We start from the raw sequence: 22,775 nt of genomic DNA, 5'->3' as shown, positions 1-22,775 counted from the left end.
AATGATTCCATTTAACGCACCGCCGGTGGTGGGAACCGAGCTTGAATACATGCAGTCAGCGATGAGCAGCGGCAAGCTGTGTGGCGATGGTGGTTTTACCCGTCGTTGCCAGCAATGGCTGGAGCAGCATTTTGGTAGTGAGAAAGTGCTGCTGACGCCATCCTGTACCGCATCACTGGAGATGGCGGCATTATTGCTGGACATCCAGCCCGGCGATGAAGTCATCATGCCCAGCTACACATTTGTATCTACCGCGAACGCATTCGTGCTGCGTGGCGCAAAAATCGTCTTTGTCGATATCCACCCGGATACCATGAACATTGATGAAACGCTGATTGAAGCGGCGATCACCGAGAAAACCCGTGCTATCGTGCCGGTGCACTACGCCGGAGTTGCCTGTGAAATGGATACCATTATGGCGTTGGCGTCACAGTACAACCTGTTCGTGGTGGAAGATGCCGCTCAGGGCGTCATGTCGACCTACAAAGGCCGTGCGCTGGGAACCATTGGGCATATTGGCTGCTTTAGCTTCCATGAGACCAAAAACTATACCGCAGGCGGTGAAGGCGGGGCGACGCTGATCAACGACCGTAAATTAGTTGAACGTGCAGAAATCATCCGTGAAAAGGGGACGAATCGCAGTCAATTTTTCCGCGGTCAGGTTGATAAATATACCTGGCGTGATATTGGCTCCAGTTATTTGATGTCCGATCTCCAGGCTGCCTATCTGTGGGCGCAACTGGAAGCGGCGGAGCGTATTAATCATCAGCGCCTGGTGCTGTGGCAGAATTATTATGATGCCCTCGAACCGCTGGCGCGCGCCGGGCGTATTGATTTACCCGTCATCCCGGAAGGTTGTGCGCAGAACGCCCATATGTTTTATATCAAGCTGCGTGATATTGACGATCGCACGGCGTTGATTAACTTCCTGAAAGAAGCCGAAATTATGGCGGTATTCCATTATATTCCGCTGCATGATTGTCCGGCTGGCGATAAATTTGGCGTGTTTTCCGGAGTCGATCGTTACACCACTAAAGAGAGTGAACGTCTGCTGCGTCTGCCGCTGTTTTACAACCTGTCGCCGGTTAACCAGCGCACAGTGATTACGACCTTACTCAACTACTTCTCCTGATATGTCGCTGGCAAAAGCGTCCTTGTGGACGGCTACCAGTACGCTGGTAAAAATTGGTGCGGGTTTGTTGGTGGTAAAACTGCTGGCGGTCTCTTTCGGCCCTGCGGGTGTGGGCCAGGCGGGAAACTTCCGTCAGATGGTCACCGTGCTTGGCGTGTTGGCGGGCGCTGGGATTTTCAACGGCGTCACGAAATACGTTGCGCAGCACCATGATGACCCGGCGCGGTTGCGTCAGGTGGTAGGGACATCATCCGCAATGGTGTTGGGATTCTCTACGCTGATGGCGGCGATTTTCTTGCTGGCGGCCGCGCCTATCAGTCAGGGATTGTTTGGGCATACGCATTTTCAGGGGTTGGTACGCCTGGTTGCGCTGGTACAGATGGGGATTGCCTGGGCAAACCTGTTACTGGCGTTGATGAAAGGGTTCCGCGATGCCGCAGGTAATGCGCTATCGCTGATTATTGGCAGTCTGGTCGGCGTCGTGGCCTACTACGGCTGCTATCGGTTGGGCGGATACGAAGGTGCCTTGTTGGGGCTGGCGCTGGTGCCAGCGCTGGTGGTGGTGCCCGCCATGCTTATGCTGATCAAGCGTGGAACCCTCCCTGTGCAATACCTGAAACCTTGCTGGGATAACGGCCTGGCAGGGAAACTCAGTAAGTTTACGTTGATGGCGCTCATTACCTCTGTGACGCTGCCCGTGGCGTATGTGATGATGCGAAACCTATTGGCGGCGCAATACAGCTGGGATGACGTGGGGATCTGGCAGGGGGTGAGCAGTATCTCTGATGCGTACCTGCAATTTATTACCGCTTCATTCAGTGTGTATCTACTGCCAACACTGTCGCGCCTGACTGAAAAGCGCGACATCACGCGTGAAGTTATCAAGTCGCTGAAATTTGTATTACCGGCGGTTGCCGCCGCGAGTTTTACCGTCTGGCTGTTACGTGATTTTGCTATCTGGCTGCTTTTCTCCGCTAAATTCACCGCCATGCGTGATTTGTTTGCCTGGCAACTGGTGGGGGATGTGCTGAAAGTGGGTGCCTACGTATTTGGCTATCTGGTGATCGCGAAGGCCTCGCTGCGGTTTTATATTCTGGCCGAAATTAGCCAGTTCATTTTGTTGACGGCATTTGCCCACTGGTTGATCCCCGCGCACGGTGCTCTCGGCGCGGCACAGGCTTATATGGCAACGTACATCGTCTATTTTTCTCTTTGTTGTGGCGTGTTTTTACTCTGGCGTAGGCGGGTATGACTGTACTGATTCACGTTCTGGGATCGGATATCCCTCACCATAATCAAACCGTGCTGCGGTTCTTCAACGACGCGTTGGCTGCAACAAGCGAGCACGCGCGCGTGTTTATGGTTGCCGGTCAGGATACGGGATTTAGCGAGAGCTGCCCGGCATTATCACTGAGTTTCTACGGCGGAAAAAAGGCGCTGGCTGAAGCCGTTATCGCCAAAGCTAAGACGGATCGCCAGCAGCGTTTCTTCTTTCACGGGCAGTTCAATACTAGCCTGTGGCTGGCATTGCTGAGCGGGGGGATTAAACCTGAGCAGTTTTACTGGCATATTTGGGGGGCCGATCTGTATGAAGTCTCCAGTGGGCTGAAATTCCGTCTGTTTTACCCGATTCGTCGAATGGCGCAAAACCGCGTGGGTTGTGTCTTTGCCACACGAGGCGATCTGAGCTATTTCGCTGAGCTGCATCCGCGTGTACGCGGGGAATTGCTCTATTTCCCAACCCGTATGGATCCGTCGCTGAACAATATGAGCAATGAGCGCCAGCGGCGCGGGAAAATGACGATCCTGGTCGGAAACTCTGGCGATCGCAGTAATGAGCATCTAGCCGCGCTACGCGCTGTTCATCAGCAGTTTGGTGATACGGTGAACGTGATTGTGCCAATGGGTTACCCGGCAAATAATGCAGGCTATATTGATGAAGTGCGCCAGGCGGGTCTGGCGTTATTTAGCGCCAATAATCTGCAAATTCTCAGTGAAAAGCTGGAGTTTGATGACTATCTGGCGCTACTCCGTCAGTGCGATCTGGGTTACTTTATTTTTGCCCGTCAACAGGGGATTGGTACATTGTGTCTGCTGATTCAGGCGGGGATTCCGTGTGTGCTCAACCGTGAAAACCCATTCTGGCAGGATATGGCAGAGCAAAATATCCCGGTTCTGTTTACGACAGATGTACTTAATGAAGGTATTGTACGCGAGGCGCAGCGCCAGCTGGCATCGGTTGATAAAAGTGCAATTACTTTCTTTAGTCCGAATTATCTGCAACCGTGGCATAACGCGCTGCGCATTGCCTCAGGAGAAACCGTATGAGTCTGATGCAATTCAGCGGTCTGCTGGTGGTGTGGCTACTCTCTACTTTGTTTATCGCCACGCTGACCTGGTTTGAATTCCGACGCGTACGGTTTAACTTCAATGTCTTCTTCTCATTGCTGTTTTTATTGACGTTTTTCTTTGGTTTTCCGTTGACCAGCGTGCTGGTCTTTCGCTTTGATGTGGCGGTGGCCCCGCCGGAAATTCTGCTGCAGGCGTTGCTGTCTGCTGCCTGTTTCTACGCAGTGTATTATGTGACCTATAAAACACGTCTGCGGAAACGGAGCCCGGAGAGAACGCGCAAACCGCTGTTTACCATCAATCGCGTTGAAGCCCATTTGACCTGGATTATCCTGATGGCGATTGCGCTGGTGAGCGTGGGCATTTTCTTTATGCACAACGGTTTCCTGCTATTCAGGCTGCAATCCTATAGCCAGATTTTCTCCAGTGAAGTCTCCGGGGTGGCTCTGAAACGCTTCTTCTACTTCTTCATTCCGGCGATGCTGGTGGTCTACTTCCTGCGTCAGGACAGCAAAGCGTGGCTGTTCTTCCTGGTGAGTACCGTTGCATTTGGGTTGCTGACGTACATGATTGTTGGCGGAACCCGCGCCAATATTATTATCGCGTTTGCCATTTTCCTGTTTATCGGCATTATTCGCGGCTGGATTTCGCTGTGGATGCTGGCTGCCGCGGGGGTACTGGGTATTGTCGGGATGTTCTGGCTGGCGCTGAAGCGCTACGGGATGAACGTCAGCGGTGATGAGGCGTTCTATACTTTCCTGTACCTCACGCGCGATACCTTTTCGCCGTGGGAGAATTTGGCGCTATTGCTGCAAAATTACCACAATATTGAGTTTCAGGGGCTGGCGCCGATCGTCCGTGATTTCTACGTCTTTATACCGTCCTGGCTGTGGCCGGGCCGACCGAGCATTGTGCTCAATTCCGCGAACTATTTTACCTGGGAAGTGCTGAACAACCACTCGGGCCTGGCTATCTCCCCGACGCTGATTGGTTCGCTGGTGGTGATGGGCGGTGCCTTGTTTATACCGTTAGGTGCGATTGTGGTCGGCCTAATTATTAAATGGTTCGACTGGTTGTATGAATTAGGTAACCGGGAAACTAATCGCTATAAGTCAGCGATTTTGCATAGTTTCTGTTTCGGCGCCATTTTTAATATGATCGTTTTGGCACGTGAAGGGTTAGATTCGTTTGTCTCGCGAGTTGTTTTTTTCCTCGTGATTTTCGGTGTCTGTCTGTTGGTGGCAAAATTGTTGTACTGGCTGTTTGATAGTGCGGGACTCATCCATAAACGAATAAAGTCGGTGCCCCGGACACAGGTTGAAGGATCGTAATGACAGATAACACAACTGCGCCGCTGTATTCACTGCGCGGATTAGAACTGATTGGCTGGCGCGATATGCAACATGCGCTGAATTACCTGTTTGCTGAGGGACGCCTCAGGCAGGGGACGCTGGTAGCAATTAACGCCGAGAAAATGCTGACAGCGGAGGATAACCCAGAGGTTCGGACGTTGATCGAGGCCGCTGAGTTTAAATATGCGGATGGGATCAGCGTGGTGCGTTCCGTGTGCAAAAAATTCCCACAGGCGCAGGTATCACGTGTGGCCGGGGCCGATCTCTGGGAAGCGCTGATGGCACGCGCCGGGAAGGAAGAAACGCCCGTATTCCTGGTTGGCGGTAAGCCTGATGTTCTGACACAAACAGAGGCAAAACTGCGCGCACAATGGCACGTCAATATTGTTGGCAGTCAGGACGGCTATTTTACCGCCGATCAGCGTCAGGCGCTGTTTGAGCGTATTCATGCCAGCGGCGCACAGCTTGTTACCGTGGCGATGGGTTCGCCGAAACAAGAAATTTTTATGCGCGATTGTCGCCAGGTCCATCCGCATGCGCTGTATATGGGCGTGGGCGGCACCTACGATGTGTTTACCGGGCATGTAAAGCGTGCGCCCAAATTCTGGCAGAGCCTGGGATTGGAGTGGCTGTATCGCTTGCTGCTGCAACCGAGTCGTATCACCCGCCAACTTCGTTTATTACGTTATCTCCGCTGGCACTATACCGGCAATCTCTGACATCACCTCTGCGTTGTTCAGTAGCGCGTTATGCTAAACGCGCTACTTATTCACAACATAATCGCTGCTTTCTCGCACAATCTATTCATTTTTTGAATGCTTTAATTGCCATTTAGGCGATTTTAAGAAACCATTCGCAACAATCATTACAGTGCCGTGGTGTTTTTGGCGCCAACCGTAAAGCGGTCGGTGCTGAATGGCCTGTTATGGCAAAAAAACGATGTACCCATAACGATAACCGGTAATACCGGAAACAATGCAAACACGACAAGAGGATCTATGGCAGAGAATAAATCTGAGCTACAGCGTGGGCTGGAGGCTCGTCATATCGAATTGATAGCCCTTGGGGGGACCATTGGTGTCGGACTGTTTATGGGGGCTGCCAGTACCCTGAAATGGGCTGGACCGTCGGTTCTGCTGGCGTATATCGTCGCTGGGCTGTTCGTCTTCTTCATCATGCGTTCCATGGGGGAGATGTTGTTCCTGGAGCCGGTCACCGGCTCATTCGCCGTTTACGCTCACCGCTATATGAGCCCCTTCTTTGGCTATCTTACCGCATGGTCATATTGGTTTATGTGGATGGCGGTGGGGATCTCGGAGATTACCGCCATTGGGGTCTACGTGCAGTTCTGGTTCCCGGAAATGGCGCAATGGATACCCGCACTGATTGCGGTCGGATTGGTTGCGTTGGCAAACCTCGCAGCAGTTCGCTTGTATGGTGAAATCGAATTCTGGTTTGCCATGATTAAAGTGACCACCATCATTGTGATGATTGTCATTGGCGTAGGGGTTATTTTCTTCGGCTTTGGTAACGGCGGTCAGGCGATTGGCTTTGGCAATTTGACCGAGCATGGCGGCTTCTTCGCGGGTGGCTGGAAAGGGTTCCTGACAGCATTGTGTATTGTTGTGGCGTCTTACCAGGGCGTGGAGCTGATCGGCATCACGGCAGGTGAGGCTAAAAACCCGCAGGTCACGCTACGTAGCGCCGTGGGTAAGGTCCTGTGGCGTATTCTGATTTTCTACGTGGGGGCGATTTTTGTTATTGTCACTATCTTCCCGTGGAATGAGATTGGTAGTAACGGCAGTCCGTTCGTTCTCACTTTTGCCAGGATTGGTATTACGGCAGCCGCTGGGATTATCAACTTTGTGGTCCTGACGGCCGCGCTGTCTGGCTGTAACAGCGGGATGTACAGCTGTGGTCGTATGCTCTATGCGCTGGCAAAGAATCGCCAGTTGCCTGCCGCCGTCGGAAAAGTCTCTCGTCACGGTGTGCCGGTCGCTGGCGTGGCGATTTCTATTGCCATCTTGCTGATTGGCTCGTGCCTGAACTACATCATTCCTAATCCGCAGCGGGTGTTCGTTTATGTCTATAGCGCCAGCGTGCTGCCGGGCATGGTTCCGTGGTTTGTTATCCTGATTAGCCAGTTGCGTTTCCGTCAGGCTCATAAGGAAGCGATAGCCAGCCATCCGTTCCGTTCCATTTTGTTCCCGTGGGCGAATTATTTGACGATGGCATTCCTGATTTGCGTATTAATTGGGATGTACTTTAATGAAGATACCCGGATGTCGCTTTTTGTTGGCATTGGTTTCTTGCTGGCAGTAACGCTCATTTATAAGGTTTTTGGCCTGAATCGCCATGGTGTAGCCCAAAAACTGGAGGAATAAGCGACAAAACGCACAAAGCGTGACCAAACGATAATTTATTTTAAAAAAGCACTAGACAGCAGACCGAGACCTCCGTAATATCCAGCCCCGCAACGGCGCTAAGCGCCCGTAGCTCAGCTGGATAGAGCGCTGCCCTCCGGAGGCAGAGGTCTCAGGTTCGAATCCTGTCGGGCGCACCATTAAGTTAGGTGCCGGAGCTGCGGTGGTTTTAATACCGCGTAAAAGATTTGCAGTGGTGGCTATAGCTCAGTTGGTAGAGCCCTGGATTGTGATTCCAGTTGTCGTGGGTTCGAATCCCATTAGCCACCCCATTAATTTAAAGTTGTGAAATGCGAAGGTGGCGGAATTGGTAGACGCGCTAGCTTCAGGTGTTAGTGTCCTTAGGATGTGGGGGTTCGAGTCCCCCCCCTCGCACCACGACTTAAAGAATTGAACTAAAAATTCAAAAAGCAGTAAAACGGCGAGTAGCGCAGCTTGGTAGCGCAACTGGTTTGGGACCAGTGGGTCGGAGGTTCGAATCCTCTCTCGCCGACCAATTTTGAACCCCGCTTCGGCGGGGTTTTTTGTTTTCTGTTCCTCACTTTTGTACCTCTTCTCCCCCTAATGTCATGAAGTCCTAAAAAGCCGCAATCCCTGGTTTTTACAGTGCAATCACCGCATACGCTGTGTAATAATATGAGGGTAGATGCTCATTCCATCTCTTATGTTCGCCATCAGGCCTCATAAACTCAGGAATGATGCAGAGCCGTTTACGGTGCTTATCGTCCACTGACAGATGTCGCTTTAGCTTCATCAAACACCATGGACATAACGTTGAGTGAAGCACCCATTTATGTTGTCATACAGACCTGTTTAGCGCCTGCTCCAAAAGAGCGGGCGTTTTTTTATGCATATCCGTCCGGAATGATTTTGTGTATGCGGTAGGCCCGGCAGGCGAAGCGCCACCGGGCAAGGGGGAATTACTGCGGAGGGTTGTTGTTCTGCAAGGTCAACATCAGGCCATCACGACGCATTGTTGCAGCCTCTTCCGGCTGATGCAGTCTGTCCAGCGCGTCGGCCAGCCAGGCGTAGTCATATGCATCCGGGCGTTGTTTAAGCGCGGCACGGAAGGCGAGCGTAGCTTCCTGCCATTCACCGTGCTTCATCAATGACTGACCAAGCGTACTCCACAGCAGTGGGCGGTCGCCCACCACTTTAATTTGCTGGCGCAGTACTTTTTCAATCTGTTCCGGGTTGTTGGTTTTCAGACGAGGGATCGGCAGCACCAGGCGGTCGTCATACTGACGTTTCAGACCATCGATGATGATTTGCTGTGCCGTATCGTGATCGTCACACTCAATCAGATGTTCTGCCATCGCCACCTGCAGGGCAACCTGATGACGAGTCTTACGGCTCTGGTTTTTCCACCATGCGCGTAGTCCCTCGCTGCCCTGATCGGCGCGAACCTGATCCATCAGACCCACCCATGCCTGCTGTTCCAGCATCGCACGGTGTTCTTCATCACCCACATGCGCTTTCGCCATTGATGGAATGATATCCAGCAAAGAACTCCACGCACCGGTGCGAATGTAAGCCTGTTCCGCCAGGCGCAAGACTTCCGGATGGCGTGGTGTCACTTCCAGCAGTTTGTCTACGCTGTGGCGTGCGGCATGGTTTTCATTACGCGCCAGCTGCAAACGAACACGGGCGATTTCGACCGGGATCGTATCATTTCCGGCGAGTTCGGCTGCGCGTTCAAGGTGTTGATTAGCGCGAGCCTCATCACCACGCTGCTGAGCCGCTTCTGCCGCCAGAAGGTAATTCACCACCGGTTGTTCTGCGTGATCGGCATTTTTTGACATCAGCTTTTCAACCTGCTGATAGTCGCCTTCTGCCAGTTTAAGCAGCGCCTGCTCGGTCTGCTTACGCGCACGACGGCGTTTACGCCCCACAAACCAGCCGCGAGTATGCGCACCAGTACGGAATATACGGCGCAGCAGCCACTCAATCGCAAAAAGAATGACCATCGCGACGATCAGAATGATCACCAGACCCGTCACGCTGGTTTCGATGTTGTAGTTATCCGTCTGGATCAGAACATAACCCTGATGACCAGCAATCATCGGACCAACGACGATCCCGGCGATCAACAGTACAAAGAGTAATAATACTTTTAGCATCATTATTCTCCCTGCGGCGCGGTTGCCGGAGCATCTGCCTGAGGTACTGGTGCAGGTGCGGCTTCAGCCGGTGATGTGGATGGCTGGGCCAGTAAATTACGCACGCGAGTCTGCATTAGCTTCTCAAGAATAACCTGGCTCTGAAGGGTTTCCGGTACGTCCATGCTGATGCTTTGCTGGCTCAGTTGATCGACCTCTTCAAGGAACGCTTTTGTCGCCGCATCGTCAGTGTCGTAATAGGCGCGAACCCACGTGGAGACATTTTCCAGCGCCTGGCGGTATGTTTCTTCCTGATGGCGAGGAACGGCTTGCGCCGCCACTAGCAGGCGTGAACGGATGTTCTCACGTAAGTAAACATCCTGGTTTGGCGCCAGTAGCGGGACGGCAGTTTCATCACGACGGCGAATGGTGATAAAGCTGTCCATAAAGTTCTGCCAGCTTTTTTGTAGATTGACGCGCCATTCGCTAATGGAGCTGGAAAGCTCGCTGCTGTCAGAATCCATCGGTGAATCATCGGTATCGTTATCAGCCAGACGCAGGTTATCAATTTGGTTAGCGAGCTGGTTTACCTTGAGGATAATACCGTCATAGTCGACCTGAGTTACCGCAGAGAGGCTGGCGATATCGTCGGTAATCGCGCGACGAGCGGCAATTAAACTAGGGTCATTCATGTCAGCCAGGCTGGCGTCGGCGCTTTTCAGCAACGCTGCGGCGGTGGTAACGTCCTGATCGCTCCATAATTTACGCCCCGCCAGTTTCACCAGAAAATCGGCCTGCGCCAGCAGCCAGGTTTTGGCATCGCTTCCGGAGATAGTGGCGATTTTTTGCTGAACCTCATCAAGCTGTTTGGCCAGCGCAGTCCGCTGGCGATTGGCTTCATCCAGCTGTGTTGCCTGCTGCTTAATAATGCCTTCCAGCTCGGTCTTTTGGGTTTCTTGCGCTTTTTGCAGCGCCATGAGCTGGTTTGCCAGCGCATCACTGGTTGCAGTCTGCGTAGTGGCCTGCTGTTTCCCCCAGCCATACAGCCCCACGCCTGCCGCCAGCGCAATAGCAATCGCCACAGCGCTTAGAATCAGTGCGGTACTGTTCTTACTCTTTTTTTCAGTGTTGTTGACTGGCTGTGATGTGGTGTCCACGGCCTCCCTGGTCTCTTCAACCACGGCGGAGGTTTTTTCTTGTTCCGTCATTATGGCATCCCATTATGAGAGTTATTGTAATGCGCGTAGTATCGCATCGTTGTCGGCGTTATCAGCGACCTTAATATCTTGCCAGCCCAGTTCCCGGGCGAGGTTCGCCAGACGCTCACTGACGACCAGCAGCCGACAGCGTAGTAACCAGTGCTCACGATACCACTGCGGAATAAGCGCCCAGAGCTGCTGTAGCATCTCTCCGCTGGTGACAACCACCGTCTTCACCCCGCGTGATTGCCAGCGCATCGCTTCCTCCGCGCCATCGTAATGTTTTGCACTGCGTTGATAACATTCACAAAAATCGACATCAGCTCCGCGTGCAGTCAGGGTTTCACCTATCAGCTCGCGGCCACCGTTGCCGCGTAATATCAGCGCGCGTTTTCCCGCAATATTTTGTAATTCAGGTAATTGTAGCAAGACTTCGCTAATTTCCCGATCCAACGGATAGTGAATATTGCACCCGCTCACGGTGTGCAACACCAGCGCCGTTGTACGGCCGATGGCAAAATAGCGCGGGAGAGTGGACCAACTTACCCCTTGCCGCTGAAGTTGAGCATCGGCAAAGGTCACGGCGTGCTGTGAGAGGGCAAAAACCAGATCGTTTTCGGTGAGCGCCGAAAGCCGGGAGGCAAGCGTTGGCAGTTCCCGGCCCGGCGCGAACTCAATAAGCGGAAAGCTCCAGGCCACCTGCCCCAGTGTGCGCAGACGGCTCACTAACTCTTCCCCAGCGGGAGATGGGCGGGTGACCAGAATACTCATGCGGGGGCATCTCCGTTATAAACTTCCGCCAGAATGGCGCGTGCACCGTTTTCCAGCAGCTCTTCTGCCAGAGATATACCCATTTTTTCCGCATCCTGCGCTGCGCCACGACGTTCTCCACATACCATCTGTGAACCATCTGGCGCACCGACTAACGCGCGTAGCCAAATCTCACCGTTGATGAGTTCCGCATAGCTGCCGATAGGAACCTGGCATCCCCCTTCCAGGCGGGTGTTCATGGCACGTTCTGCTTTTACGCGCAGGGCGGTTTCTTCATGGTTGAGTGGCGCTAACAGTGCCTGAGTGCGCTGATCGTCGAGTCGACATTCGATACCCACAGCGCCTTGTCCGACCGCAGGCAGAGACACTTCTGGTGCCAGTGCTGCGCGGATTCGCGACTCCAGCCCTAAGCGTTTTAATCCAGCGACGGCCAGAATAATGGCGTCGTAGTCGCCGTTGTCCAGTTTACCGAGGCGAGTACCTACGTTGCCGCGCAGCGAGCGGATGATGAGATCCGGGCGCTGTTTTGCCAACTGGCACTGGCGACGTAAGCTGGACGTGCCAACGATGCTACCTGCTGGCAGCTCATCCAGCGTGTTGTATTTATTTGAGACGAAAGCATCACGCGGATCTTCACGCTCGCAAATAGTAACCAGCCCAAGACCCTCAGGAAATTCGACCGGCACATCCTTCATGGAATGCACGGCGATATCTGCGCGTTTTTCCAGCAGTGCGACTTCCAGCTCTTTAACAAACAAACCTTTACCCCCGACTTTTGCCAGTGGGGTATCCAGAATCACGTCGCCACGGGTCACCATGGGAACCAGTTCAACGACCAGACCGGGGTGGTTTGCCATTAAGGCGTCTTTGACATAATGTGCCTGCCAGAGCGCAAGGGGGCTTTGGCGTGTGGCAATTCTCAAAACATTGTCTAACATGCTTGTTACCGTCATTATCAATCATTGACCATCCTAACATCCTTATCAAAGGGATGTCAGCGTTACGCTCAAACGTAAGTGAGAGGAAAAGGCGCTGCATCATCACTGGCAGTGATTAATGACGAGAAACCTCCCGACCGTATGAAGGAATTTACACGTAACGAACGGTGCTACACTTGTATGTAGCGCATCTTTCTTTACGGTCAATGAGCAAGGTGTTAAATTGATCACGTTTTAGACCATTTTTTCGGCTGTACTCCCTAAAAAAATGGGGGTGAAAAAACGGTAACGGTTATTTTTGACATACGGTTTATCCGAATTGCTGAAGATTGTTGATGAGCGCTTGCGCCGCAGCAATCGACAACATGATGGATAGCAACATCAGGCGATACGTCTTGTACCTCTATATTGAGACTCTGAAACAGAGACTGGATGCCATAAATCAACTGCGTGTGGATCGCGCGCTTGCTGCCATGGGACCTGCCTTCCAGCAGGTATACAGTCTGCTGCCGACATTATTGCACTACCACCACCCACTGATGCCGGGTTACCTCGATGGTAACGTTCCCAAAGGCATATGCTTTTACACGCCTGATGAAACCCAACGCCACTACCTGAATGAGCTGGAACTGTACCGCGGTATGTCACCGCAGGACCCTCCAAAGGGCGAACTGCCGATCACCGGCGTTTACTCTATGGGCAGCACCTCTTCCGTAGGGCAAAGCTGTTCCTCAGACCTCGATATCTGGGTCTGCCATCAATCCTGGCTGGATAGCGAAGAGCGGCAGCTGCTGCAACGTAAATGCAGCCTGCTGGAAAGTTGGGCCGCCTCGCTGGGCGTGGAAGTCAGTTTCTTCCTGATTGATGAAAACCGTTTCCGCCATAATGAAAGCGGCAGTCTGGGTGGTGAGGACTGTGGCTCGACGCAGCATATTCTGCTGCTTGATGAATTCTATCGCACCGCTGTGCGCCTCGCAGGTAAACGTATTTTGTGGAATATGGTGCCTGGCGATGAAGAAGAGCATTACGACGATTACGTCATGACGCTCTACGCGCAGGGGGTGTTAACGCCAAACGAATGGCTGGATCTGGGGGGACTCAGTTCGCTTTCCGCCGAAGAGTACTTTGGTGCCAGCCTCTGGCAGTTGTACAAGAGTATCGATTCCCCGTACAAAGCGGTGCTGAAAACGCTGCTGCTGGAAGCCTATTCCTGGGAATACCCCAATCCACGCCTGTTGGCGAAAGACATTAAACAGCGCCTGCACGACGGCGAGATTGTCTCTTTTGGTCTCGACCCATACTGCATGATGCTGGAGCGCGTTACCGAGTACCTCACGGCGATCGAAGATCCGACGCGCCTGGATTTAGTACGTCGATGTTTCTACTTAAAAGTCTGTGAGAAACTGAGCCGTGAACGCGCCTGCGTGGGCTGGCGTCGTGAAGTGTTAAGTCAGTTAGTACAAGAGTGGGGTTGGGATGAAGCCCGCCTGACGATGCTGGATAACCGCGCCAACTGGAAAATTGACCAGGTACGCGAAGCGCACAACGAACTGCTCGACGCAATGATGCAGAGCTATCGTAATTTGATCCGTTTTGCGCGCCGCAACAATCTTAGCGTCAGCGCTAGTCCGCAGGATATTGGCGTGCTGACCCGTAAGCTGTATGCCGCTTTTGAAGCCTTGCCCGGCAAAGTGACGCTGGTGAACCCGCAGATCTCACCGGATCTCTCAGAACCCAATCTGACCTTTATCCACGTGCCGCCAGGTCGCGCCAACCGTTCGGGTTGGTATCTCTACAACCGTGCGCCTAACATGGATTCGATCATCAGCCATCAGCCGCTGGAATATAACCGCTACCTCAATAAGCTGGTGGCGTGGGCGTGGTTTAACGGTCTGCTGACATCGCGTACGCATTTGTTTATTAAGGGTAACGGTATTGTCGACTTGCCGAAGCTGCAGGAGATGGTCGCCGATGTCTCGCACCACTTCCCGCTGCGTCTGCCGGCACCAACGCCGAAAGCGCTGTACAGTCCGTGCGAAATTCGCCATCTGGCGATTATCGTCAACCTCGAATATGACCCGACGGCGGCGTTTCGCAATCAGGTCGTGCATTTTGATTTCCGTAAGCTGGATGTCTTCAGCTTTGGCGAAGAGCAAAATTGCCTGGTGGGTAGCGTAGACCTGCTGTATCGCAACTCGTGGAATGAAGTGCGAACCCTGCACTTCAACGGCGAGCAGGCGATGATTGAAGCGTTAAAAACGATTCTGGGCAAAATGCATCAGGATGCCGCGCCGCCGGATAGCGTTGACGTGTTCTGTTACAGCCAGCATTTGCGTGGTTTGATCCGCACGCGTGTCCAGCAACTGGTGTCTGAGTGCATCGAACTGCGCCTGTCCAGTACGCGCCAGGAAACCGGACGCTTCAAAGCGCTGCGCGTTTCCGGTCAGACGTGGGGCCTGTTCTTCGAACGCCTGAACGTCTCGGTGCAGAAACTGGAAAACGCCATTGAATTCTATGGCGCGATTTCGCACAACAAATTGCACGGTCTTTCCGTCCAGGTTGAGACCAACCATGTGAAATTGCCGTCGGTGGTGGACGGTTTTGCCAGCGAAGGGATCATTCAGTTCTTTTTTGAAGAGACGGGTGATGAGCAGGGCTTTAACATCTACATTCTTGACGAGAGTAACCGTGTCGAGGTGTATCACCACTGTGAAGGCAGTAAAGAAGAGCTGGTGCGGGATGTCAGCCGCTTCTATTCATCGTCGCACGATCGCTTCACTTACGGCTCCAGTTTTATCAACTTTAACCTGCCGCAGTTTTATCAGATTGTGAAAACTGACGGGCGCGCACAGGTGATCCCGTTCCGCACTCAGCCGATTAGTCCGGTCCCGCAAACCAGTCAGGATAACGACACGCCGCTGTTGCAGCAGTATTTCTCGTGAGTTAACTTTCCCGGTGGCGCTACGCTTACCGGGTCTACCGTAGGCCGGATAAGCGAAGCGCATCCGGCACTACAACTTAACGGAAGCTCACCTCTTCACCCGCTTGCTGCGTTGCCGCCTGTTCCAGCAGATCCCAGAAGGTTTCACCGCTGCGGTCGCAAATCCACTCGTCGCCTTTCAGGTCAAAATGGTAACCGCCCTGTTTAGTGGCCAACCATACCTGGTGCAGCGGCTCCTGACGGTTAATGATAATTTTGCTGCCATTTTCGAAGCTGATGGTCAGTACGCCACCGTTGATCTCACAATCGATATCGCTGTCGCCGTCCCAGTCGTCCAGACGCTCTTCAATGGTCATCCACAGGGTGTCGGCAAGGCGATGAAATTCACTGTCGTTCATTTTTTTATCCTGTTTTTCGTGATGGTCGCAGTATAACGCGGAATAAATCACGTTGCAGTTTTTAGCCAAACTCTTGCTTTTACGCCTTCTCCTGCGATGATAGAAAACAGAAAGCATGAACTTACAGGCAATACATAATGAAAAACGTGTTTCAGGCACTCGCTGTACTTTTTACACTGTTCAGCCTGACGGGCTGTGGTCTGAAGGGACCTCTCTATTTCCCGCCAGCAGACAAAAACGCGCCGCCTCCGACGAAGAGCATTCAGTCGCCAGCACAATCTACGACGCCGGATAAAAACGATCGTGGAATCAGTGATGGGCCTTCTCAGGTGAATTACTGACGGTAAGTTTCTGTACCCGCGTGAACGGAGTAAACAATGCAATTCTCTAAAATGCATGGCCTTGGCAACGATTTTATGGTCGTCGACGCGGTAACGCAGAATGTCTTTTTTTCACCCGAGCTGATCCGTCGCTTGTCTGACAGGCATCTGGGTGTTGGGTTCGATCAACTGCTGGTCGTCGAGCCGCCGTACGATCCGGAGCTGGATTTCCATTACCGCATTTTTAATGCTGATGGCAGCGAAGTCTCGCAGTGTGGCAATGGCGCTCGTTGCTTTGCCCGTTTTGTGCGCCTGAAAGGGCTGACGAATAAGCGTGATATTCGAGTCAGTACCGCGAATGGCCGCATGGTATTAAGCGTAACGGACGACGAGCTGGTGCGGGTGAATATGGGCGAACCCAACTTTGAACCCTCGCAGGTCCCTTTTCGTGCCAATAAAGCAGAGAAGACCTATATTATGCGAGTGGCCGAGCAGACAGTATTGTGCGGCGTGGTTTCAATGGGGAATCCGCATTGCGTGATTCAGGTTGATGATGTTGATACGGCCACGGTGGAAACACTGGGACCGGTTCTGGAAAGCCATGAACGCTTCCCTGAACGCGCCAATATCGGCTTTATGCAAGTGGTCAAGCGTGAGCATATCCGACTGCGTGTTTATGAGCGTGGCGCGGGTGAAACGCAGGCTTGCGGCAGCGGCGCGTGTGCGGCTGTCGCTGTCGGTATTCAGCAGGGCCTGCTGGCAGATGAAGTGAGGGTGGAATTACCGGGCGGTCGACTTGATATCGCCTGGAAAGGTCCGGGTCATCCGTTATATATGACTGGCCCGGCGGCACATGTCTACGACGGATTTATTCACTTATGAAGCAACCAGGGGAAGAACTACAGGAAACGCTCATGGAACTGGACGACCGGGCGGTCGTCGATTATCTGCAACGTAATCCTGAGTTTTTTATCCGTAATGCTCAAGCGGTTGAAGCGATGCGCGTCCCGCATCCGGTGCGGGGCACGGTCTCTTTAGTTGAATGGCATATGGCGCGGGCACGCAATCATATCAACGTGCTGGAAGAGAACATGGCGTTGTTGATGGAACAAGCGAATGCCAACGAAAGCTTGTTCTATCGACTGTTAAATCTGCAAGGACGACTGGTGTCCGCGAACAGTCTCGACGACATGCTGATGCGACTTCATCGCTGGGCGCGTGAGTTAGGGCTGGCGGGAGCGACGGTTCGTCTGTTTCCGGATCGCTGGCGACTTGGCGCGCCCTCGAAATTCACCCATCTGGCATTAAGCCGCCAGGCTTTCGAACCGCTGCGCATTCAGCGTCTGGGCCAGTCACAGCACTACCTTGGACCACTCCACGGCCCGGAATTGTTAGTCATGATGCCGGAAGCGAAAGCCATCGGCTCGGTGGCAATGTCGATGTTGGGGCCAGATGGCTCTCTTGGTGTCATGTTGTTCAGTAGCCGTGATGCCAATCATTACCAGCAGGGGCAGGGCACGCAGTTATTGCAGGAAATCTCGCTGATGTTGCCGGAACTGCTGGAGCGTTGGATTGAACGCGTATGACCGATTCACCCCTTTCTCAGGATGTGGCGCGCTTTTTGCGCTATCTGGGCGTTGAGCGCCAGCTTAGCCCGATCACATTGCTAAATTATCAGCGTCAGCTTGATGCCATCATTGCGTTAGCCGGAGAAACCGGTCTGCAAAGCTGGCAGCAGTGTGACGCTTCGATGGTTCGTAGTTTTGCCGTGCGTAGTCGCCGTAAAGGACTGGGGCCAGCCAGTCTGGCTTTGCGCCTGTCTGCACTGCGCAGTTTCTTCGACTGGATGGTTAATCAGGGCGAGCTGAACGCTAATCCGGCAAAAAGTGTTTCCGCGCCGAAAGCGCCGCGCCATTTGCCCAAAAATATCGACGTTGATGATGTTAATCGCCTGCTGGATATCGATCTCAACGATCCCCTCGCCGTGCGCGACCGGGCGATGTTGGAAGTGATGTACGGCGCAGGGCTGCGTCTGTCTGAACTGGTGGGGCTGGATATTAAACATCTCGATCTTGATACTGGCGAAGTATGGGTGATGGGCAAGGGCAGTAAAGAACGCCGTCTGCCGATTGGCCGCAATGCGGTGGCGTGGATTGAGCACTGGTTGGATCTGCGCGGACTGTTTGGCAGCGATGACGATGCGCTGTTCCTGTCAAAACTGGGCAAACGCATCTCTGCGCGTAACGTGCAGAAACGCTTTGCCGAGTGGGGGATTAAACAGGGGCTTAACAGTCACGTGCATCCCCACAAATTGCGCCACTCTTTTGCGACACATATGCTGGAGTCGAGCGGCGATCTGCGCGGTGTGCAGGAGTTATTGGGGCATGCCAACCTCTCAACGACCCAAATCTATACCCATCTTGACTTTCAACACCTGGCTTCAGTGTACGATGCGGCGCATCCACGCGCCAAACGGGGGAAATAATGCGTTTTTACCGGCCTTTGGGGCACATTTCTGCGCTCACCTTTGACCTTGATGACACCCTTTACGATAACCGTCCCGTTATCACACGCACCGAGCAGGAAGCGCTCGCTTTTGTCCAAAATTACCATCCCGCGCTGCGCACGTTGCAAAATAGTGACCTCCAGCGCTTACGCCAGGTTGTGCGCGACGCTGAGCCGGAAATCTACCACGATGTTACCCAATGGCGTCACCGAGCCGTCGAGCGCGCTATGCTGGAGGCGGGGCTGTCAGAGGCAGAAGCCAGAATGGGGGCGAATGCAGCGATGATGAATTTCGCCAAATGGCGTAGCCGTATCGACGTCCCGCAGACAACGCATGACACGTTAAAGGCACTGGCTCGCAAATGGCCGCTGGTGGCGATCACCAACGGTAATGCGCAACCAGAGCTGTTTGGCCTGGGCGATTATTTTGAGTTTGTACTTCGTGCGGGCCCGGATGGGCGATCAAAACCGTTCAGCGACATGTACTCGCTGGCCGCGGAAAAACTGAATCTACCTGTGGGGGAAATCCTGCATGTGGGTGATGACCTGACGACAGACGTTGCCGGTGCCATTCGTTGCGGCATGCAGGCTTGCTGGATCAAACCGGAAAATGCCGACCTGATGCAAACCGCTGACAGCCGTTTACTTCCGCATATTGAAATTTCACAGTTGGCATCTCTGACCTCGCTGATATAATCACCAACAACTCTGTATAAATTCCCAGGGGTCCGGTGGGGCCCTGTTGATTCCGGCGGTGCCAATGGACGTTTCTTACCTGCTCGATAGCCTCAATGACGAACAGCGCCAGGCTGTGGCCGCGCCACGCAGCAACATGCTGGTTCTGGCGGGCGCGGGGAGTGGTAAAACGCGTGTGCTGGTGCACCGTATCGCCTGGTTACTGACGGTTGAGAACAACTCGCCGTACTCCATTATGGCGGTGACGTTTACCAACAAAGCGGCGGCGGAAATGCGTCACCGTATTGGTCAGATCATGGGCACCAGCCAGGGCGGTATGTGGGTGGGGACCTTCCACGGTCTGGCGCACCGTCTGCTGCGTGCGCACCATATGGATGCCAACCTGCCGCAGGATTTCCAGATCCTCGACAGCGAAGACCAGTTGCGTCTGCTTAAGCGCCTGATCAAAGCAATGAATCTGGATGAGAAGCAGTGGCCGCCGCGTCAGGCGATGTGGTTCATCAACAGCCAGAAAGACGAAGGGCTGCGCCCGCACCATTTACAGAGCTACGGAAATCCAGTTGAGCAAACCTGGCAGAAAGTCTATCAGGCCTACCAGGAAGCGTGCGACCGTGCGGGGCTGGTGGATTTCGCCGAGCTGCTGCTGCGTGCCCATGAACTGTGGCTCAACAAGCCGCATATCCTGCAGCACTACCGCGAACGCTTTACCAATATCCTGGTGGACGAATTCCAGGATACCAACAACATTCAGTACGCGTGGATCCGCCTGCTGGCGGGCGACAGCGGCAAAGTGATGATCGTGGGTGATGACGACCAGTCAATTTACGGCTGGCGCGGCGCGCAGGTTGAAAACATCCAGCGCTTCCTCACTGACTTCCCCGGCGCAGAAACCATTCGTCTGGAGCAGAACTACCGTTCGACCAACAACATCCTCAGCTCGGCCAACGCCCTGATTGAAAACAACAACGGGCGTCTGGGTAAAAAGCTGTGGACCGACGGCGTCGACGGCGAACCGATCTCTCTGTATTGCGCATTCAACGAACTCGATGAAGCGCGCTTTGTGGTTAACCGCATCAAAACCTGGCAGGACAACGGCGGCGCGCTGGAACAATGCGCCATTCTGTATCGCAGCAACGCCCAGTCGCGCGTACTGGAAGAGGCGCTGTTACAGGCTAGCATGCCGTACCGTATCTACGGTGGAATGCGCTTCTTTGAACGCCAGGAAATCAAAGATGCGCTCTCTTACCTGCGTCTGATCGCTAACCGCAACGATGATGCTGCGTTTGAACGCGTGGTGAATACACCGACGCGCGGGATTGGCGATCGTACGCTGGATGTGGTGCGCCAGACCTCCCGTGACCGCCAGCTAACGCTGTGGCAGGCCTGTCGTGAGCTGTTGCAGGAAAAAGCCCTTGCGGGTCGCGCTGCCAGCGCTCTACAGCGCTTTATGGAGCTGATTGAGGCACTGGCGCAGGAGACCGCCGATATGCCTCTGCACGTGCAGACTGACCGGGTGATTAAAGACTCCGGCTTGCGCATGATGTACGAGCAGGAAAAAGGCGAGAAAGGCCAGACGCGTATCGAAAACTTAGACGAACTGGTGACGGCAACGCGCCAGTTCAGCTACAACGAAGAAGACGAAGACTTAATGCCGCTGCAGGCGTTCCTGTCTCACGCCGCGCTGGAAGCGGGCGAAGGGCAGGCGGATACCTGGCAGGACGCGGTACAGCTGATGACGCTGCACTCGGCGAAAGGTCTGGAGTTCCCGCAGGTGTTTATCGTGGGAATGGAAGAAGGCATGTTCCCCAGCCAGATGTCGCTGGACGAAGGTGGTCGCCTCGAAGAAGAGCGCCGCCTGGCTTACGTCGGTGTAACCCGCGCGATGCAGAAGCTGACGCTGACCTATGCCGAGACGCGTCGTCTGTACGGCAAAGAGGTTTACCATCGTCCGTCGCGCTTTATCGGCGAACTGCCGGAAGCGTGCGTTGAAGAGGTTCGCCTGCGTGCCACGGTTAGCCGCCCGGTGAGTCATCAGCGGATGGGCACGCCAATGGCGGAAAATGATACCGGCTACAAGCTCGGCCAGCGCGTGCGCCACGCTAAGTTTGGCGAGGGCACCATCGTTAATCTGGAAGGAAGCGGCGAACACAGTCGTTTGCAGGTCGCATTCCAGGGGCAGGGGATCAAATGGCTGGTTGCCGCCTACGCCAGACTGGAAACGGTATGATCGCCTGATGTCGCTGCGCTTATCAGGCCTACGCAGAACGTAATATTTTGATTTGTAGGCCGGATAAGGCGAAGCCGACATCCGGCAACCTGTCGGTTAATATTCTGAAATCATAGATAAATAATTCCCCTCTGCTAACCTTTCTGTATAAGGGGAAATTATTACTTTTTCGCCATCCGTTGCGTGTTGACGTCAAAATTTTGCTGGCGTAACATGCGCGCACGATTACGCTAAGAGGACATTCGCCTTGGACACACCCAGTAGATACTGGCTCATTATCCTGTCATCCAGGATCAACTCCTAAGGCTATCCCTTTTTGCTGATAGCCTTCGCGGTTGTCAGCGACCTTCTGTTTTTTCCCGTCGCGCTGAGTCAGGCTGTTTAATGGTCTGAAACCCAATTTGTTTCTGTGTGCCCTCCGAACTGTCCGATAATTTTTTGCATTGGGAGTCCCGGTCATGCTGAGCGCATTTCAACTGGAAAACAATCGTTTAACTCGCCTTGAGGCGGATGAGATCGAGCACCTGGCCAGTTCGGTTTGGGTCGATTTAGTCGAGCCGGATGACGAAGAACGAAACCGTGTGCAAAAGGACTTGGGCCAGAATCTGGCTACGCGCCCTGAACTGGAAGACATCGAAGCATCCGCACGTTTTTTTGAAGACGAAGACGGTTTGCACATCCACTCCTTCTTCTTTTATGAAGACGCCGACGATCACGCGGGCAACTCAACCGTCGCATTTACCATTCGCGAAGGTCGCTTGTTTACCCTGCGCGAGCGCGAACTGCCGGCTTTCCGCCTGTACCGCATGCGTGCGCGCAATCAGGCGATGGTGGATGGCAACGCCTACGAGCTGCTGCTCGACCTGTTCGAAACCAAAATCGAACAGCTGGCGGATGAAATAGAAAACATCTACAGCGATCTGGAAAAACTCAGTCGCGTGATTATGGAAGGGCGTCAGGGTGATGAGTACGACGAAGCGCTATCGACGCTTGCGGAGCTGGAAGATATCGGCTGGAAGGTACGCCTGTGTCTGATGGATACCCAGCGCGCACTGAACTTTCTGGTGCGTAAAGCGCGTCTGCCGGGCAGTCAGCTGGAGCAGGCGCGTGAGATCCTGCGCGATATCGAGTCCCTGTTGCCGCACAACGAATCACTGTTCCAGAAGGTTAACTTCCTGATGCAGGCGGCGATGGGCTTTATCAACATCGAGCAGAACCGCATCATCAAGATCTTCTCGGTGGTTTCTGTCGTGTTCCTGCCGCCGACGCTGGTCGCTTCCAGCTACGGGATGAACTTTGAGTTTATGCCAGAGCTGCACTGGAGCTTCGGTTATCCTGGCGCGATTGTCTTTATGATGCTCGCGGGTCTGGCGCCGTATCTGTACTTTAAGCGCAAGAACTGGCTGTAATAACTGTGCTTTATCC

The 22,775-nt window shown here is 53.6% G+C and carries 20 protein-coding genes and 4 tRNA genes; 19 read left to right on the top strand and 5 right to left on the bottom strand.

The genetic code is table 11. The annotated features are described in order from the left end of the window. The first annotated feature begins 1 nt into the window (after position 1). The 10 genes from rffA (at position 2) to HV261_RS02070 (ending at position 7,752) form a co-directional block, all read left to right on the top strand. The gene (gene rffA / locus HV261_RS02115; protein WP_040230067.1) at positions 2 to 1,132 is read left to right on the top strand and encodes a dTDP-4-amino-4,6-dideoxygalactose transaminase; all 1,131 of its coding nucleotides are present in this window, start codon (positions 2 to 4) and stop codon (positions 1,130 to 1,132) included. A gap of 1 nt (position 1,133) precedes the next feature. After that, positions 1,134 to 2,384, top strand: coding sequence for a lipid III flippase WzxE (wzxE, locus tag HV261_RS02110; RefSeq protein WP_202037313.1), 1,251 nt, complete (start codon positions 1,134 to 1,136; stop codon positions 2,382 to 2,384). Further along, positions 2,381 to 3,460 (top strand): TDP-N-acetylfucosamine:lipid II N-acetylfucosaminyltransferase, encoded by a 1,080-nt coding sequence (locus HV261_RS02105; protein ID WP_202037312.1) that lies wholly within the window; start codon positions 2,381 to 2,383, stop codon positions 3,458 to 3,460. Before wzxE ends, HV261_RS02105 begins: the two co-directional genes overlap by 4 nt. Next, positions 3,457 to 4,812 carry an ECA oligosaccharide polymerase gene (gene wzyE, locus HV261_RS02100; protein ID WP_137383174.1) on the top strand — a complete coding sequence of 452 codons (1,356 nt, stop codon included), beginning with the start codon at positions 3,457 to 3,459 and terminating at the stop codon, positions 4,810 to 4,812. Before HV261_RS02105 ends, wzyE begins: the two co-directional genes overlap by 4 nt. Further along, on the top strand, positions 4,812 to 5,552 hold the full coding sequence (wecG, locus tag HV261_RS02095; RefSeq protein ID WP_202037311.1) for a lipopolysaccharide N-acetylmannosaminouronosyltransferase: 741 nt from the start codon (positions 4,812 to 4,814) through the stop codon (positions 5,550 to 5,552). The genes wzyE and wecG overlap by 1 nt, the downstream gene beginning before the upstream one ends. 279 nt (positions 5,553 to 5,831) lie before the next feature. Continuing rightward, on the top strand, positions 5,832 to 7,217 hold the full coding sequence (thrP, locus tag HV261_RS02090; RefSeq protein WP_137383173.1) for a bifunctional threonine/serine APC transporter ThrP: 1,386 nt from the start codon (positions 5,832 to 5,834) through the stop codon (positions 7,215 to 7,217). Positions 7,218 to 7,319: 102 nt separating this feature from the next. Beyond that, positions 7,320 to 7,396: transfer RNA gene (locus HV261_RS02085), tRNA-Arg, on the top strand. 56 nt (positions 7,397 to 7,452) lie between these two features. Further along, a tRNA-His gene (locus HV261_RS02080) sits at positions 7,453 to 7,528 on the top strand. Positions 7,529 to 7,548: 20 nt separating this feature from the next. After that, positions 7,549 to 7,634, top strand: a tRNA-Leu gene (locus HV261_RS02075). Between the two features lie 41 nt (positions 7,635 to 7,675). Next, positions 7,676 to 7,752: transfer RNA gene (locus HV261_RS02070), tRNA-Pro, on the top strand. Positions 7,753 to 8,176: 424 nt separating this feature from the next. Here HV261_RS02070 and hemY read toward each other — a convergent pair. From hemY to hemC, 4 genes are read right to left on the bottom strand one after another with little or no spacing between them, the layout of a single operon-like run. Next, positions 8,177 to 9,376, bottom strand: coding sequence for a protoheme IX biogenesis protein HemY (gene hemY, locus HV261_RS02065; protein ID WP_170974384.1), 1,200 nt, complete (start codon positions 9,374 to 9,376; stop codon positions 8,177 to 8,179). A gap of 2 nt (positions 9,377 to 9,378) precedes the next feature. Beyond that, positions 9,379 to 10,563: a uroporphyrinogen-III C-methyltransferase gene (gene hemX / locus HV261_RS02060; RefSeq protein WP_202037310.1), complete on the bottom strand. Its 1,185-nt coding sequence runs from the start codon at positions 10,561 to 10,563 to the stop codon at positions 9,379 to 9,381. Positions 10,564 to 10,584: 21 nt separating this feature from the next. Then, the gene (gene hemD / locus HV261_RS02055; protein ID WP_202037309.1) at positions 10,585 to 11,325 is read right to left on the bottom strand and encodes a uroporphyrinogen-III synthase; all 741 of its coding nucleotides are present in this window, start codon (positions 11,323 to 11,325) and stop codon (positions 10,585 to 10,587) included. Beyond that, positions 11,322 to 12,263, bottom strand: coding sequence for a hydroxymethylbilane synthase (hemC, locus tag HV261_RS02050; RefSeq protein WP_137383169.1), 942 nt, complete (start codon positions 12,261 to 12,263; stop codon positions 11,322 to 11,324). The genes hemD and hemC overlap by 4 nt, the downstream gene beginning before the upstream one ends. Before the next feature lie 395 nt (positions 12,264 to 12,658). Between hemC and cyaA the strand changes: the two genes are divergently transcribed. Beyond that, positions 12,659 to 15,205 (top strand): class I adenylate cyclase, encoded by a 2,547-nt coding sequence (cyaA, locus tag HV261_RS02045; RefSeq protein ID WP_202039645.1) that lies wholly within the window; start codon positions 12,659 to 12,661, stop codon positions 15,203 to 15,205. Positions 15,206 to 15,281: 76 nt separating this feature from the next. Here the strand turns inward: cyaA and cyaY are convergent, their stop codons facing one another. After that, the gene (cyaY, locus tag HV261_RS02040) at positions 15,282 to 15,602 is read right to left on the bottom strand and encodes an iron donor protein CyaY (RefSeq protein ID WP_003828967.1); all 321 of its coding nucleotides are present in this window, start codon (positions 15,600 to 15,602) and stop codon (positions 15,282 to 15,284) included. Between the two features lie 137 nt (positions 15,603 to 15,739). Between cyaY and lptM the strand changes: the two genes are divergently transcribed. From lptM to corA, 8 genes are all read left to right on the top strand, one after another. After that, positions 15,740 to 15,943: an LPS translocon maturation chaperone LptM gene (gene lptM / locus HV261_RS02035; protein ID WP_005133315.1), complete on the top strand. Its 204-nt coding sequence runs from the start codon at positions 15,740 to 15,742 to the stop codon at positions 15,941 to 15,943. 36 nt (positions 15,944 to 15,979) lie between these two features. Further along, complete coding sequence (gene dapF / locus HV261_RS02030) at positions 15,980 to 16,804, top strand: diaminopimelate epimerase (protein ID WP_040230073.1); 825 nt, start codon at positions 15,980 to 15,982, stop codon at positions 16,802 to 16,804. After that, positions 16,801 to 17,508, top strand: coding sequence for a DUF484 domain-containing protein (locus HV261_RS02025; RefSeq protein ID WP_137383167.1), 708 nt, complete (start codon positions 16,801 to 16,803; stop codon positions 17,506 to 17,508). The genes dapF and HV261_RS02025 overlap by 4 nt, the downstream gene beginning before the upstream one ends. Further along, positions 17,505 to 18,407 (top strand): tyrosine recombinase XerC, encoded by a 903-nt coding sequence (xerC, locus tag HV261_RS02020; RefSeq protein ID WP_137383166.1) that lies wholly within the window; start codon positions 17,505 to 17,507, stop codon positions 18,405 to 18,407. Before HV261_RS02025 ends, xerC begins: the two co-directional genes overlap by 4 nt. Beyond that, positions 18,407 to 19,123, top strand: coding sequence for a 5-amino-6-(5-phospho-D-ribitylamino)uracil phosphatase YigB (gene yigB / locus HV261_RS02015; RefSeq protein ID WP_202037308.1), 717 nt, complete (start codon positions 18,407 to 18,409; stop codon positions 19,121 to 19,123). The genes xerC and yigB overlap by 1 nt, the downstream gene beginning before the upstream one ends. 64 nt (positions 19,124 to 19,187) lie before the next feature. Next, complete coding sequence (uvrD, locus tag HV261_RS02010; protein ID WP_202037307.1) at positions 19,188 to 21,350, top strand: DNA helicase II; 2,163 nt, start codon at positions 19,188 to 19,190, stop codon at positions 21,348 to 21,350. 247 nt (positions 21,351 to 21,597) lie between these two features. Further along, positions 21,598 to 21,654, top strand: a complete 57-nt coding sequence (ysgD, locus tag HV261_RS27510) for a YsgD/CorL family protein (RefSeq protein WP_212723238.1) — start codon at positions 21,598 to 21,600, stop codon at positions 21,652 to 21,654. Between the two features lie 154 nt (positions 21,655 to 21,808). Next, positions 21,809 to 22,759 (top strand): magnesium/cobalt transporter CorA, encoded by a 951-nt coding sequence (gene corA / locus HV261_RS02005; RefSeq protein ID WP_003017920.1) that lies wholly within the window; start codon positions 21,809 to 21,811, stop codon positions 22,757 to 22,759. Positions 22,760 to 22,775 lie beyond the last annotated feature (16 nt).

Origin of the sequence: Citrobacter sp. RHBSTW-00671, assembly GCF_014103415.1 — a bacterium.
GTDB lineage: Bacteria > Pseudomonadota > Gammaproteobacteria > Enterobacterales > Enterobacteriaceae > Citrobacter.
This window is presented reverse-complemented; position numbering and strand designations above follow the sequence as displayed.